The following is a 13,333-nucleotide window of genomic DNA, read 5'->3' as shown; positions in this document are numbered from 1 at the left end:
AACAGATGCCCATTGGCACCATGCTGGCGGGTGTCTGTGAACAGCTGAATGATCGGGTCGGCTTTCAGCTGTTGCGCGCCAATGTCTCGACACGGACGATGCACCCGGTCATCGACTCGGTGACCCATATCTGGCGGCGCGACAGCGGCATCGACGTCAATCCCAATGCCTTCGCCGACCAGGCTGGCGATCAATGGCAGAACAGCCCGATACGCAGCCTGGTCGAGAGTCAGGATCAGCGCACGCAGCGCACCCGTCTGGATAGAGACGAAGCCGCTTTCGCGTTTCCCTTGTTCAAGGAGTTTCGTGATCTCGGCGCGACCGAGTACGTGGCCCGGCTGATCGGGTTTGGACACGAGGGCGCGCACGATCATCGAAGCGGTATGGTGTCGACATGGCTGACCGACCGGCCCGGCGGTTTTCTGGACGCCGAAGCCTTGATCCTGGAGCGTCTGATGCCGCGCTTGGCCCTGTCGGTGAAGTCGACGCTGGGACATGAGATCTCGACCAATCTTCTGGAGACCTATGTCGGTCATGACGCCGGCCGGCGTATTCTTGACGGGGCATTCCGCCGCGGCACGTTTCGCACGATCCCCGCGGCAATCTTCTTTGCTGATCTGCGCGGCTTCACGACCCTGTCCGATCGGCTGGAGACGGAGGCGGTCGCCAGTCTTTTGAACGACTGCTTTGATGCCATGGTCGAACCTGTCACGCGGCGCGGCGGCGAGGTTCTCAAGTACATGGGCGACGGTGTGCTGGCAGTCTTCGACCGCGAAGGCCGCAACGAAGACGATCTGTGCGAGGGTGCGCTGGATGCGGCCCACGAGGCCATCACCGCCGTCGCGTCAATCGGGGAACCGGATACAGGCAAAGCGATGATGCTGGATGTCGCGCTCCACCTGGGCGACGTGCTCTACGGCAATGTCGGTACGGTCGACCGGTTGGACTTCACGGTGATCGGACCGGCGGTGAACGAGGCAAGCCGGATCGAAGGGCTGTGTGACCAATTAGGTCACGCGCTGCTCACCTCACCCAGCTTTGCACGGGCCAGCGCGCGCTGCGGCCGGCGGCTGAGGAGCCTCGGCCGGCATCACCTGCGTGGCGTCGACACCGACCAGGAACTCTTCACGATCGACATCGGCTAATGACTGTCGCGGCCGCAGCGCCGGCCCACTCCTCTCCTCCGGGGCAAAACGCCTTGAGGCGTTCTCGCCGAGGCCACCCATGGCAGCATTCTTGGGGCGGCCGGGAGGGGGAGTGAGCCGGTGATGAAAGCCAAGTCTTGATCACCCTAGAAGACGTCGAGGTAGCGGGCGGTATCGAGGTCGCTGACATGGCGACGGAAGACATCGTCTTCCCAGCGTCGTGTGCGCGCGAAATTGTCGACGAACGGATCGCCGAAGATCTCACGCGCCAAGGCCGAGCCGTCCAACCGCTCGGCCGCTTCCAGAAGGTTGCGCGGCAGCCGTTGGTCGGCGGGGGCATCATCGACGGTCGCCTCGCCCGCCGTCGGCGGTGGCGGTTCGATGCGGTTTTCGATGCCCCACAACCCGGCACCCAGGCACTGGGTAAGCGTCAGGTGCGGATTAGCGTCGGCGGCTGGCACGCGAAACTCGACCCGCGTCGCGTCCGGTTCCGGGTTGATGACCCGAAACGCGCAGGTGCGGTTCTGCACACCCCACGTCGCCGTCAACGGCGCCCAGATGCCGGGGATCATACGCCGGTAGGCGTTGACCGTGTGGCTGCACATCGCGAGCGTCTCCGGCAAAAGCCGCACCAGGCCGCCGATGAAATGGCGCATGGTCTGGCTCATCCCGTCCGGCTCGCCGGCATCATGGAAGATCGGCGCGCCGGCCTCGTCCTGCATGGAGATATGCATGTGACCGGACTGGCCATTGGTCGCGTTCGACCACTTCGCCATGAACGTCGCCATCAGACCGTGACGCTGGCAATAGGCCTTGGTGTAGGTCTTGAAGAACGCCGCCGCGTCGGCGGCGCGCATGCCTTCACCCGCCTTCAGCGCCGTCTCAAGGCAGCCCGGCCCTTGTTCGGTGTGGAAGGCATCGAACGCGACGTCGAGATCGGCCATGACCGCCTCGAGGCCAGCGACAAACTCCGTTTCGATCGAGGGCACCAGCGAATACGTGCTGTTGCCGGGCTGCCACGAAGTCAAATCGCGGTAACCCTTCTCGCGCACCGTGGCCGGCGTCTCGTCCAGGATGAAGTACTCATACTCGAAGCCGGCCTTGACCGAGAAACCCATGCCCGCGGCCTTGTCGAGTTGACGCCGCAGCAGATTGCGCGGCGCGAGCTCGCCAATCTCATCGCTGAACTCGGCGACAAACACCGCCTCGCCGTCGGCGAACGGAAACAACCGCCCGCTTGCCGGATCGATCGGCGCCGGCACATCGGCCCAATCGCCCTGGCCATAGGGCAACTCCGCGGTATCCCATTGGTAGAGGACCTTGCAGAACTCGTAGCCCGAGGTCAGCAGCTTCAGAAACTTCGCGGCGTCGACCCGTTTGACGCGGAAGCGCGCATCGATATCGAAGATACCGATGTGGACGGCGCGGATGCCTTGCGCCTCCAGGGCAGCCGCCACGTCATCGGCGTGGCGGCAGCCGGCAAAAGGGTTGTTACTCATGAAGTGGGGACACGAACTACGCCGACTTTGGCTGTCCGAACAACCACGATGTCGGGTCAGGCACCGCCTCTCCGGCCTGAAGCCAGATGATGCCCCTCACACAACGGATGATGATCCAAATCGCCAGAAGGCCATACAGAATGGCGCCGAGGAAAAACACGAACAACAACAAGAAAGCTATGATTGAGACGACCAAAGCAATCCAGAACGTGCGAATCTGAAACTGGTAGTGGCTCTGCACCCAGCTCGACGCTTTGCCCTGCAGAACATAGGCCATGATGACGCCGACCAGGGCTGCGATCCCAATACCAAGGCATGTCACGAGATAGAGAATATAGATGATGAGCGGCATGCCCGTGTCGTCAGTACTCTTGGCCGGCAGGTTGTCACCGGACTGCGTGGATGGATCGGTCATATAGTTCCCCTCCGATAGCGCGGACCACCCCGCAATCTCTTTGCCCCCGGGCCCGCAACGGGCGCATCATACCGCGTCATGGGCGATATGAACATCGATGCGCTGCGCCGGAAGCTGGAAGCCCGCCATGCCGAACTCCTTGCCGATGAGGCGGCGACGGCTGGTGATCGCGCGCCGGTCGAACTGGATCAACAGAGCGTCGGGCGTCTGTCGCGCATGGACGCGCTGCAGGTCCAGGCAATGGCTGAAGCCCAGGCGGACCGGCGTAGAGCGGAGCTTCGCCGGATCGACGAGGCGATGGCGCGTCTGGAAGCGGACGAATACGGCTACTGCATCTCCTGCGGCGAGGAGATCGCGCCGAAACGGCTGGAATTGGACCCGGCGGCTGCGGTTTGTGTGCGCTGCGCCGGCGGATCGAAATAGTCGGATCCTGCCCAACCGAGAGTAAGGTGGCGGCGCCCAGAACACGCGTCTTTGATACCGCGCGGCCCATTCTTGCCACGATTCGTCATAATTGTCGGGTTTGACCTGACGACACGGTAAAAATCTGTCCTAAGATAAGCTCACGCCGAGTCGTCCATGAACCGCCGCCGCCTAAGAGACGGCAAAAATAAGGGCAGTCGGCCCAATTGAGGCAAACACGATCTTGGAGAGCCATTCATGCACTTCCTTCGCAAACCCAATGTGGAGAAGCTTCAGAACGATCTGATCAACGGCCGTATCAGCCGCCGGACCTTTATGGGTGCGGCAGCGGCCGCCGGTATCGTTCCCGTGACGAATTCCATGACGACCGGCGCGCAAGCGGCGGCCGGCGACATGATCAACTATTTTACCTGGTCCGGATACGAGGTGCCGGAGCTGCACCAGGAATTCATCGACAAGTACGGCGAATCGCCGCATTGGTCGGTGTTTGCATCGGCCGAAGACGGTCTGCAAAAGATCCGCGCCGGTTTCTCGCCCGATCTTTCCCATCCCTGCATCGACAACGTGCAGAAGTGGCACAATGCCGGCATCCTGTCGCCCATTGACACCTCGCGAGTGCAGTACTGGGATGACGTCTTCCCGTCGCTGCAGACCATGAACGGCGCGGCGATCGACGGCGACCTCTACATGGTCATCACCGACTTCGGTCTGTCGTCGATCATCTACCGGACGGACATCTACGAGGGCGAAGAGACCTGGGAGATGCTGTTCGATGACCGCTATGCCGGCCGCATCTGCGCCCGCGGCACCTATGTCAACCTCTCGATCGCGCTGAAGATCCTGGGTTATGACGTCTTCAACCCGACCGACGAGCAGTTGGCCGAGGCGGGCGACATGGCGCGCGCGCAACGCGAGCTCGTGCGGTTCTACTGGGAAAGCCAGACCGACATGGAACAGGCGATCGCCAGCGGTGAATGTGTCGCCGGTTACGCCTGGAACGAAGCGCTGGTGAACCTCTCCGAGCAAGGCATTCCAGTCGCCTTCGCGGCGCCTAAGGAAGGCGCGTTCGGCTGGGCTTGCGGTCTCGTTCGCATGAGCGGCGGCGAAGGCGACGACCAGATGGCCTACGACTTCATCGACGCCTGGCTGGCGCCTGAGGCCGGCAAGTTCCTGATCGAAGCCTATGGATACGGCCATGGCAACGCCAAGTCGTTCGAACTGGCCGATGCTGAGACCGTGACCGCGTTGGGCTACGACGACCCCGAGGCGTTAATGGCGGGCACGACCTTTTTTATCACGCCCGATCCCGAGCAGGACGCCAAGCAGCTCCAGCTTTGGGAAGACATTCAGGTCGGCCTCTAGTTTTACCGAGAGGGCATCCGTCCAGGGGCGCGGCGAGCGATCGCCGCGCCTCTTTCTTTTTTCGCCAGACCGCAGGGCAAATCCTGCTAGACCAATGCTAGTCCCCAATCCCCACGCAACCGGCGAGTCAATAAACCATGGCGACGGATACCGCTTCTCATCTGATCCGCAACCCCCAGCTTGTCGTCGGTGACGACAATCTAAACACCTGGAACCAACCGGACACACGGCGCTGGGGATTTCGAAACGTGCATTGGCTGAACCGCTACGGGTTCAGCACACGGTCCAGTCACGTGCTGCCACTGCGCAAACGCATCGACCGGCATATCGGAGATTTACCGGAGGTCAGACGGCTGACGACGACATCTATTTTCGACGGCATGATCGTCGTTCGGGGTCAGGACATTCTCTTTGAAAGTTACGCGCCGGACTTCGGCCCAGACATGCCGCACAGCATTCAGTCGATCAGCAAGACGACCTTGAATCTGATCTTCGGCCGCCTTGTTGCCGAAGGCCTGGTCGAACTGGAGGCCAAGGTCGAACACTACCTGCCGGAGATCGGTAGCGGCTATCGCGGCGCGACGGTCCAGCAGGTGCTGGACATGAATGTCATGAACAATTTCGACGAGGACTATACCGCGCCTTATGATCCGCCACCGGGCCCGGGCGAACGGATCGGCTATGGCCGTGAAGAGATATCCCTGGGCTGGCGTCTGCCGCCCGAGGGGGAACCCGAACAGAGCTTACGCGGCTTCGTCTGCGACCTCGTCGACGACGGCACGACCAATCCCGACAACATCACCCACTACAAGTCGACCAACTCGGACGTCGCGGCCTGGATCGCCGAGGTGGTGAGCGGGCGGGACCTCAAGTCCTATCTGGTCGACATTGCCAACGGCGCGGGCCTGGAGCGCGCGTTTCACATGTCGCTCGACTGCGACTTCGTACCGGTGCTGAGCGGCGGCGGGGCCCTGACATTGCGCGACCTCGCCCGCTACGGCCTCATCTTCGCACGCGGCGGCCTGGGCGTTCACGGCGAACCGGTCGGCGACAGCGACTTCATCGAAGCCACCCGGAAAGGTGGCGGCACCTGGCTTGCCGGCCCGCGCGAAGGCCAACGCTATCGCAATCAGATCTATTCAAACGGCACGTTTGTCGGTCACGGCGGCTATGGCGGCCAGTATCTCATGGCCGATCCGGATAAGGAGGCGGTGTTCGCCTTCTTCAGTGTCCTGGAGACCAGCCACGCCAGCGACGAAACCTACTTGCCCGAGGTCATTGCCATGGGCGAGGAGATTCTGGCGAAACTCTGAACCAGATCTGTCATCGTCCCAGCATCGGCAAGGGGCGCGGGACACTGGGTCCGCGCCTCTTCTTGTTGGCACGCCGGAAACGGGTAACAGTGCGTCCTTATCACGCACCGAAGAAAGCCAGCCATGAAAGCAGCCGTCATCGAAGAACAGGGTTCCGTCGAGAACCTGGTCTATCGCGACTGGCCGGATCCCCAGATCGGCCCTGACGAAGTTCTGATGCAGGTCAAGGCCTGTGCCCTTAACTATCTGGACTTGGAGGTCCGGCGCGGCATGCCGGGTTTTCCGATTGAGACACCGTTCATTTCCGGTGGCGACATGGCCGGCGTGGTCGAAGGTGTCGGCACGGATGTCACGCGCTTCAAGCCCGGCGACCGCATCGTCTTCAACCCGTTCGGACGCGACGGCATGATGGGCGAGGATTGCCAAGGCGGTCTGGCCGAGCTGGCCAAAGCGCCGGAGAACCAAGTCATCGCGCTGCCCGACGCCGTGACGTTCGAGCAGGCGGCCGCGCTTCCGGTGGGCTATGGCACCGCGCACCGCATCATGTTCGACCGCGCCCACGTTAAGGCCGGCGAACTGGTGCTGATCCTGGGTGCCGCAGGCGGCGTCGGCACCGGCTGTCTGCAAATTGCGAAGGCGATCGGGGCCAAAACCATCTGCGCCTCATCGTCGAAGGACAATCTGGAGAAACTCTCGGCGCTCGGGGCCAACCACGTCATCAACACGGCCGAACAGGACTTCAGCCGCGAGGCCTGGGCGATCTCCGGCAAGAAAGGCATCAACGTCTGCGTCAACTACATCGGCGGCGAAACCTGGGTGCCATCGCTGCGCGCCATGGCGCAGGACGGGCGGGTGGTGACATGCGGCGCCTCGGCCGGCTTCGATCCGCAGACTGATATTCGTTACATCTGGACCCGCGAACTGCGCATCCTCGGTGCCAACGGATGGACAGACGAAGGTATCGTCTGGCTGCTGGAACAGGTCGCGGCGGGTGAGATCGAACCGGTCATCGACTCGATCTTTCCATTGAGCGATATCCAGGCGGCCGAAACAAAACTGGAGACACGCAATGTCTTCGGAAAGGTAGTACTGAACCCATGACCGGCAAGATCGATGTGGAGAGGTTATGGCGCGGCTGGCAGCGCGGGCCGTTCCACGACCTCGTCACCATGGAGCTCGACACCTGGGACGCGGCCAAGGGCGAGGTCACGTTTCGCCTGCCGTTCAAGCACGGCTACAAGCGAACCGCGCATGAGGAAGGTTATCACGGCGGCGTCCTGGCCAGCGTTATCGACATCGCCGGCGACTTTGCGCTCGCCATCAAGACCGACAAGTTGGGCTTTCCAACGATCGACCTGCGCGTCGACTATCTGCGTATGGCCGGCGACGGCGACCTCACGGTCATGGCCCGCACGGTCAAGGCCGGGCGCACCATCGGCGTCGCCGATGTCGAGGTGATCGACGCCCGGGACCGCCTGTGCGCGGTCGGGCGCGGCACCTACGCGACAGCCGCCGGCTGACCAAAGGCGTCAGGAGCCGAACACAAGGAGGGCGCCGTCGGCATCGTCGGGTCCAACCCAAACACCGGCGCCGGTCGTAACGGTTTTGATGCCCCGGCTGGCCGCCAGGTCCTCGATCGCTCGTGGATCAGAAACGGTAAAGGTCACCGCGGCAACCCATGGCAACACCGGCGGTTTGATCCCCACGAAGTGAGCGCCTAGTCCATCGGCCGACACGACATCGATCGTGCCGCGCGCCAAGACGAACCGGTGACCGTCCTCTGTTTCGGTGTCTGCGACACTGGAGACGGCAGCGATACGACGCGCCGTGGCGACGGGATCAAGTGCGACGATCGTGACGCCGGCCAGACCCATGACGCCATTGGGGTGGTCGAGCAAGTCAGGCTGCCACAAGACATCGGGCGTATGATGCTGGCAAAAGAAGAAGTCGGCTTCGGGAAACCATGTGGTATCGATCTCCGTGATGTGGAAGCGGCCCTCACGGGTGCTATCGCCATAGGGAACCTGGCGCGCGATCCCGTAAGGCTCGCCAATCGTCACGCCGCGCGACGCCACCTCGCGATACGTGCTTTGACTGTCATCGGTACCCAGGGCAATCAGATGAAGGCCGGTGTAACGCGCCAACGCGGCCTTTAGATGGTCGTGATAGAGCGCGGGATCGGTGATACCGATCAATTCGAAATAGCCGTCGCGAAACATCGCACAGTGATTGCCGGTGCCCCACGGTCCGTCGTCGCCACTATGGCTTGAGCGGGGCGTCAGGTTGAAACCGAGCCGGCCGTAGGCGGCGGCCGCGCGATCCAGATCGTCGGTCGCGACCGCGACGTGATCGAGCCAGGGAGTCGCCATCATCCGCCGATGACCTCGCCAAACGCCTCGCGCGCCTGCTTCTGCACGACCAGCCGGTCGATCTTGCCGGGGCCGTTGAGTGGCATCTCATCGACCACGGCCACATGGCGCGGATGCGCGTAGGCCGGGCCGTTCTCCAGGCAATAGGTCTTGATCGCCTGCTCGTCGAGCGCGCTGTCCGGTGTCAGCGTGACGAACGCGACAGGCGCTTCGCCCTTGATCTTGTGGGTCAGCGGCACGACCGATGCCTCGATAATCTCCGGATGCGCGAGCAGTAGGTTCTCGACCTCCTTGGGATAGATGTTCTCGCCGCCGCAATTGAACATGTCGTCGGTGCGGCCCATGAAGAAATAGAACCCGTCTTCGTCCTTGCGGAAGAGATCACCCGTCTTGAGCCAGCCATCGACGATCTTCTCATCGTTGACGTCCGGGCGTTTGTAGTAGCCCGGCGTGACACCGGGGTTCTTGACCCAGAGTTCGCCGTAACTGTCGTCGTCCTTGCCGTCCGCGCCGACAAGCTTCACCTCGCCTTCGGGCAGAACCTTGCCGCAACTGCCCGGCGGCATGGGCGATCCGTCGGCGGGCGCGGCAATTGGCACCGGCCCGCCTTCGGTCAGGCCATAGGTCTCGATACAGCGCACGCCGAACGCGTCTTCGATCTGATGTAACAGCTCCGGCGGTACCGGCGCCGAGCCGACCGAGAGACCCTTCAACGCCGACCAGTTGAGACTCTCGATCAGTTCCTTTTCCTGGAGCAGCGCCGTATAGACGGCGGGCACGCCGCCGGTATTGGTACAGCGGTAGTCACTGAGTGCGCGCAAGAACCGTTTGGGTTCAAAGTTCTCCAGGATGACCACCGAACCGCCGACATGAAGCAGTGGCTTGAAGGCGCCGGCCATGGCGTTCTTGTGATACATCGGCACGGCGGCGAGCGCCCGGTTGTCGGTTTTTTCCGGCCAGAATCTCTGGAAGACGTGGATGCCCCAGAGCTGACCGTCATGAGTCAGCACGACGCCCTTGGGCCGGCCCGTGGAGCCGGAAGTGTAGGGCTGAAAAGACGGGTGGTCGCCTGCGAGTTCCGGCGGGTCGAACGATGTCGATTCGGCCATCAGCATGTCTTCATAACGCTGCCATCCGACCGGCACCGGGTCGAAGGCGATCAGTGGCTTAAGCCCCGCCTGCTCGACCACGTCGACGACAAAGCGATTCGACACCGGCTCGACAATCGCCGCGACCGCGTCGCTGTCCTTCACGGTAAACTCAAGGACGTCAGCGCCCAGCTTGGTGTTCAGGGTTACCGGCACGACACCGGCGCGCATGGCGCCGTACATGATCTCGATGAACTCGAACCGGTTGCCGACACACATGGCGAGCCGATCGCCCGGCTTCAGACCCATGGTCCGTGTCAGCGAGGCGAAACGGTCGAGCCGTTCTTCCAATTCGGCGTAGGTGACCTCGCGCGGTTCGTCGCGAGTCAAATCGATCATCGCGGTCTTATCGGGAAACGCTAAAGCGGCCTCGTGACTGAAGTAGCCGAGATTGCCGGCACGTCGTTGATCCATGCTGTGTCCTATGATGTCTGAAGTTCAGGGTATAGGGCGCGCAAGCCGTCGACGAGTTCGTCCGCCATGGCCTGAAGCGCCGCCTCGCCCTTCTTGACCGTCGCCAAAGTCGGATCGCCCCGGGCGCCGGTTTCGCTGTGGTCGATGTCGCCCCCGGGGTCGTCGCGGAAAACCTGCGGACGGAAGAACACGGTATCGGGCGCCCCGCGCATGTTGCCGTCGTCACGGCGCGCACGATCGAGACGCACCAACTCCGGTGCTATCGAGAGGATCATCGATGTTTCCTCCTCGTCCGCATGCCCATCGATATCGTGTTCCATCAGATGGGCGGCGCCCTTGCCCATCCGAGCGATATCGGCGACCGCCACCCTGACACCGGTCGTCTCGTAGAGCTCGCGCACGACCGTATGCAGGATGGCCTGTGTCGGGATGCCGGTATTGATCAACGCGATACGGCCGGCGCCTTGCGCGATAAGGCCAGACAGAAGATCGGACACCAGCGCGGCAAAGGTCTCGGGCCTGAGATGCTGGCTGCCAGGGTAGTGACGGAAGGCCGGGTAATAGCCGAAAGGGATGACCGGCGCGATGAGCACCGGCAAGACGCCGGCGACCCGGCGCGCCAGTTCGGCCGCCAAGAGCCAATCGGTCTTCATCGGCAGGTGCGGTCCGTGCTCCTTGGCGATGGCGCCGATCGGAACCAGAACAATCTGCCTCGCCGCCAATCTGTCGCCGACCTCGGGCCAGGTCAGATCTTCGATCCAGGCACTATCAACCGGTTTGCTCATGGCGCTAGTCTAGACCGGCTTGAGTGAGGAACACACGCTGTCCGATCATCCCAACATCTTGATTCTCTGCACCGACCAGCAGCGCGCCGACAGTCTGGGCTGCTACGGCAACGCGCACGCCCGGACGCCGCACATCGACCGGCTGGCCGCGCGTGGGATGCGTTTCGACAACCACCTGACGCCCAACCAGATCTGCTGCCCCAGCCGCGGCACTATGATCACCGGGCTCTATCCGCGCCATCACGGTATGACGACGAACGGCCGCACGCTCTATGACGGCCTGGCCACCCTGCCTGGCCTGCTGGCCGAAGCCGGTTACGCCACCCATGCCGTCGGCAAGCTGCACCTGCAGCCGATCATGGCAGACGTGTCCTATGGTTATCCGGAGTCCGTGCCGTTCTGGCAGACCGGTCGCTGCGTGGATTGGAACGGCCCCTATTTCGGCTACCAAACCGTCGACTTCATGATCGGCGAATCGCTGTTGGCGACGGAAGGCGGCCATCACGCGGCCTGGCTTCGCGACTATCATCCGGAGGTCGTCCCGCTTTATCAGCCGGAGGCGGCCCTCGACGGTCCGCTGACCGATCTCGACGAAGCCTGGACGGCGGCGGTTCCCGACGACCGCCACTACAACACGTGGATCTCAGAGCGTGCGATCGATTTCCTTGATCGGACGGACGGCCCCTTCATGCTGTTCGTCTCCTCGCCTGATCCCCATCACCCCTTCAGTCCGCCACGTCCATGGGCAGACCTGATCGATCCCGGCGCCATGCCGGCGCCCGATGCGATTGCCGGCGAGTTGGACCTGATGCCGAGCTACGTCCGTCAGCGGCTGCCGGCCAACTGGATCGACAATGACGCACCAGCGGTCGAACAGGGCGGCATGACGACAACGAACGACGTGTCGGCCGAGAGCCTGGCCCGGGCCACCGCCCTTACCCGCGGCATGGAAGCGCAGATCGATGCGTGTTTCGGGCGCGTCCTCGCCACACTCGACGCGCGCGGCCTAACCGAGAACACCATCGTGATCTTCACCTCCGACCACGGTGAGTTCCTGGGCAACCACGGCCTCCTGCACAAGGGCCCGCCGCCTTATGGCGACCTCACTAGGGTCAGCTTCATTATGGCCGGGCCCGGCGTACCGCCAGGCGAAATGACGCGGGCGCCCAGCAGCCATCTCGACATCATGGCGACCACGCTCGATCTGGCCGGGGTCGACCATCACGGTATCCGCGATGACGGACTCTCGCTGAAGCCGGCTCTCGAAGGAAGGGAACTCGAACGCGAGGCGCGGTTTCTGGAGTTTCATCCCCGCATCGATCCGCGCACCTACAACCACTCCATGGTCACCGACGACTGGCGGCTGACGCTTTATCCCGAGAGCGACGAAGACTGGGGCGAGTTGTTCGATCTTAACGCCGATCCCGGCGAACACCGGAACCTGTTTCACGAAGCCCGGCATCGGGCGACCCGCGACCGCTTGGCCGAGGTGCTGACGCAACGTTTCACCGCAAGACCGCGGGCCGGCACCGAGCTGATCGCCAAGTGGTGACCAGCTAGCGCCAGCGCGCCGTCTCGTCGAGCAACCACGACCGGAACTGCTGCGCCGCCGGTGTCAGCGATGCGGCAGCCCGAGAAACCAGGAAGTAAGCCTGGCCGCTCTCCACCTCGAGACCGGGCAGACAGCGTTCGAGACCATAGAGGCGCTCCAGGTAGTCGCTGGCTGGTGCGCGCGCCAGTCCGATGCCGTGACCCGCGGCCGCCATGGCGAGCGCCACGACCGTCGTATCGGTGAAGCAGAACTCCGCCTCTGACATATCGAGGTCCGGCGTCGTTTCCAAAAGTCGGAGCCAGCTCGTTCTGTGCGTTGAGATCTCCAGAAGGCGATGCCGGATAAGATGGTCGGGCGCGGTGATCGCCGACGCGGTCGCCGGCGGCGCGACCGGGTAGATGCGCTCGCCGAACAACAGGTCGCTGTCGGCTTCATCCTGGGAGATGCCGCCATAGGCGATGGCGAGGTCGACACCTTCACGGTCGACACTGGCATCGTGGAAAGCGCCCATGACATGGACATGGATCGACGGGTGGGCCACCTGGAACGCGGGCAGACGCTCAGCGAGCCACGAGGCGGCGAAGACTAGTGTCGCCTCGATCGTCACGGTCGCGTAGCGGTCCCGGCTGAATAGTGACGCGGCCGTCGTCTCAACCGACAGGAGCGCCTGACGAACCACCGGCAGGAAGGCGCGGCCGGCACCGGTCAGCGACACGCTGCGCGGCCCGCGATCGAACAATTGGGTCCCCAGATGCGCTTCCAGCGCCTTTATCTGCTGGCTGACCGCCGCCGCGCTCATGTTGAGTGCCTCGCCGGCACGGGTGAAGTTCTCGGTGCGGGCCGCCGCGTCAAAAACACGCAGCCAGTTCAGCGAAGGGATCCGGCGCTGGGCCATGGCAAGAACTCGA

General features: G+C 63.1%; 13 protein-coding genes. 7 read left to right on the top strand and 6 right to left on the bottom strand.

Annotation, left to right across the window (positions count from 1 at the left end):
- Positions 1-5 precede the first annotated feature (5 nt).
- Positions 6-1,145 carry an adenylate/guanylate cyclase domain-containing protein gene (locus tag AAF563_08765; protein ID MEM7121352.1) on the top strand — a complete coding sequence of 380 codons (1,140 nt, stop codon included), beginning with the start codon at positions 6-8 and terminating at the stop codon, positions 1,143-1,145.
- Between the two features lie 146 nt (positions 1,146-1,291).
- Here the strand turns inward: AAF563_08765 and AAF563_08760 are convergent, their stop codons facing one another.
- Together AAF563_08760 and AAF563_08755 are read right to left on the bottom strand one after the other, a co-directional pair.
- Positions 1,292-2,644 carry a glutamine synthetase gene (locus tag AAF563_08760; protein ID MEM7121351.1) on the bottom strand — a complete coding sequence of 451 codons (1,353 nt, stop codon included), beginning with the start codon at positions 2,642-2,644 and terminating at the stop codon, positions 1,292-1,294.
- Positions 2,645-2,660: 16 nt separating this feature from the next.
- Entirely contained in the window at positions 2,661-3,059 is a 399-nt protein-coding gene (locus AAF563_08755; protein ID MEM7121350.1) for a hypothetical protein, read from the bottom strand.
- 78 nt (positions 3,060-3,137) lie between these two features.
- Here AAF563_08755 and AAF563_08750 point away from each other — a divergent pair, with 78 nt between their 5' ends.
- The 5 genes from AAF563_08750 (at position 3,138) to AAF563_08730 (ending at position 7,677) form a co-directional block, all read left to right on the top strand.
- A complete protein-coding gene (locus AAF563_08750; protein MEM7121349.1) occupies positions 3,138-3,482 on the top strand; it encodes a TraR/DksA family transcriptional regulator in 345 nt (114 codons plus the stop codon).
- Positions 3,483-3,719: 237 nt separating this feature from the next.
- Positions 3,720-4,844: an extracellular solute-binding protein gene (locus AAF563_08745; GenBank protein MEM7121348.1), complete on the top strand. Its 1,125-nt coding sequence runs from the start codon at positions 3,720-3,722 to the stop codon at positions 4,842-4,844.
- A 137-nt stretch (positions 4,845-4,981) separates the two neighbouring features.
- The gene (locus tag AAF563_08740) at positions 4,982-6,157 is read left to right on the top strand and encodes a serine hydrolase (GenBank protein MEM7121347.1); all 1,176 of its coding nucleotides are present in this window, start codon (positions 4,982-4,984) and stop codon (positions 6,155-6,157) included.
- A 123-nt stretch (positions 6,158-6,280) separates the two neighbouring features.
- Positions 6,281-7,258, top strand: coding sequence for a zinc-binding dehydrogenase (locus tag AAF563_08735; GenBank protein ID MEM7121346.1), 978 nt, complete (start codon positions 6,281-6,283; stop codon positions 7,256-7,258).
- Entirely contained in the window at positions 7,255-7,677 is a 423-nt protein-coding gene (locus AAF563_08730; GenBank protein MEM7121345.1) for a PaaI family thioesterase, read from the top strand. The genes AAF563_08735 and AAF563_08730 overlap by 4 nt, the downstream gene beginning before the upstream one ends.
- 9 nt (positions 7,678-7,686) lie before the next feature.
- Here AAF563_08730 and AAF563_08725 read toward each other — a convergent pair whose 3' ends face one another.
- Genes AAF563_08725 through AAF563_08715 form a run of 3 tightly spaced genes read right to left on the bottom strand, consistent with a single transcriptional unit; the run spans position 7,687 to position 10,873 of the window.
- Positions 7,687-8,529, bottom strand: coding sequence for a VOC family protein (locus AAF563_08725; GenBank protein MEM7121344.1), 843 nt, complete (start codon positions 8,527-8,529; stop codon positions 7,687-7,689).
- Complete coding sequence (locus AAF563_08720; GenBank protein MEM7121343.1) at positions 8,526-10,088, bottom strand: class I adenylate-forming enzyme family protein; 1,563 nt, start codon at positions 10,086-10,088, stop codon at positions 8,526-8,528. The genes AAF563_08725 and AAF563_08720 overlap by 4 nt, the downstream gene beginning before the upstream one ends.
- A gap of 8 nt (positions 10,089-10,096) precedes the next feature.
- Positions 10,097-10,873, bottom strand: a complete 777-nt coding sequence (locus AAF563_08715; GenBank protein MEM7121342.1) for a creatininase family protein — start codon at positions 10,871-10,873, stop codon at positions 10,097-10,099.
- 19 nt (positions 10,874-10,892) lie between these two features.
- On the opposite strand from AAF563_08715, the gene AAF563_08710 reads away from it, so the two are divergent.
- On the top strand, positions 10,893-12,425 hold the full coding sequence (locus tag AAF563_08710) for a sulfatase-like hydrolase/transferase (protein ID MEM7121341.1): 1,533 nt from the start codon (positions 10,893-10,895) through the stop codon (positions 12,423-12,425).
- A 4-nt stretch (positions 12,426-12,429) separates the two neighbouring features.
- Here the strand turns inward: AAF563_08710 and AAF563_08705 are convergent, their stop codons facing one another.
- Positions 12,430-13,320, bottom strand: a complete 891-nt coding sequence (locus tag AAF563_08705) for a LysR family transcriptional regulator (GenBank protein ID MEM7121340.1) — start codon at positions 13,318-13,320, stop codon at positions 12,430-12,432.
- Positions 13,321-13,333: the final 13 nt, after the last annotated feature.

The sequence above is a fragment of the Pseudomonadota bacterium genome (genome assembly GCA_039028155.1).
In the GTDB taxonomy this organism is placed as follows: Bacteria; Pseudomonadota; Alphaproteobacteria; order SP197; family SP197; genus JANQGO01.
This window is presented reverse-complemented; position numbering and strand designations above follow the sequence as displayed.

Excerpts from the sequence above, each read along its gene's own strand:
- AAF563_08765 (MEM7121352.1), top strand. The coding sequence starts at position 6 with ATGCCCATTGGCACCATGCTGGCGGGTGTCTGTGAACAGCTGAATGAT.
- AAF563_08760 (MEM7121351.1), bottom strand. The coding sequence starts at position 2,644 with ATGAGTAACAACCCTTTTGCCGGCTGCCGCCACGCCGATGACGTGGCG.
- AAF563_08755 (MEM7121350.1), bottom strand. The coding sequence starts at position 3,059 with ATGACCGATCCATCCACGCAGTCCGGTGACAACCTGCCGGCCAAGAGT.
- AAF563_08750 (MEM7121349.1), top strand. The coding sequence starts at position 3,138 with ATGGGCGATATGAACATCGATGCGCTGCGCCGGAAGCTGGAAGCCCGC.
- AAF563_08745 (MEM7121348.1), top strand. The coding sequence starts at position 3,720 with ATGCACTTCCTTCGCAAACCCAATGTGGAGAAGCTTCAGAACGATCTG.
- AAF563_08740 (MEM7121347.1), top strand. The coding sequence starts at position 4,982 with ATGGCGACGGATACCGCTTCTCATCTGATCCGCAACCCCCAGCTTGTC.
- AAF563_08735 (MEM7121346.1), top strand. The coding sequence starts at position 6,281 with ATGAAAGCAGCCGTCATCGAAGAACAGGGTTCCGTCGAGAACCTGGTC.
- AAF563_08730 (MEM7121345.1), top strand. The coding sequence starts at position 7,255 with ATGACCGGCAAGATCGATGTGGAGAGGTTATGGCGCGGCTGGCAGCGC.
- AAF563_08725 (MEM7121344.1), bottom strand. The coding sequence starts at position 8,529 with ATGATGGCGACTCCCTGGCTCGATCACGTCGCGGTCGCGACCGACGAT.
- AAF563_08720 (MEM7121343.1), bottom strand. The coding sequence starts at position 10,088 with ATGGATCAACGACGTGCCGGCAATCTCGGCTACTTCAGTCACGAGGCC.
- AAF563_08715 (MEM7121342.1), bottom strand. The coding sequence starts at position 10,873 with ATGAGCAAACCGGTTGATAGTGCCTGGATCGAAGATCTGACCTGGCCC.
- AAF563_08705 (MEM7121340.1), bottom strand. The coding sequence starts at position 13,320 with ATGGCCCAGCGCCGGATCCCTTCGCTGAACTGGCTGCGTGTTTTTGAC.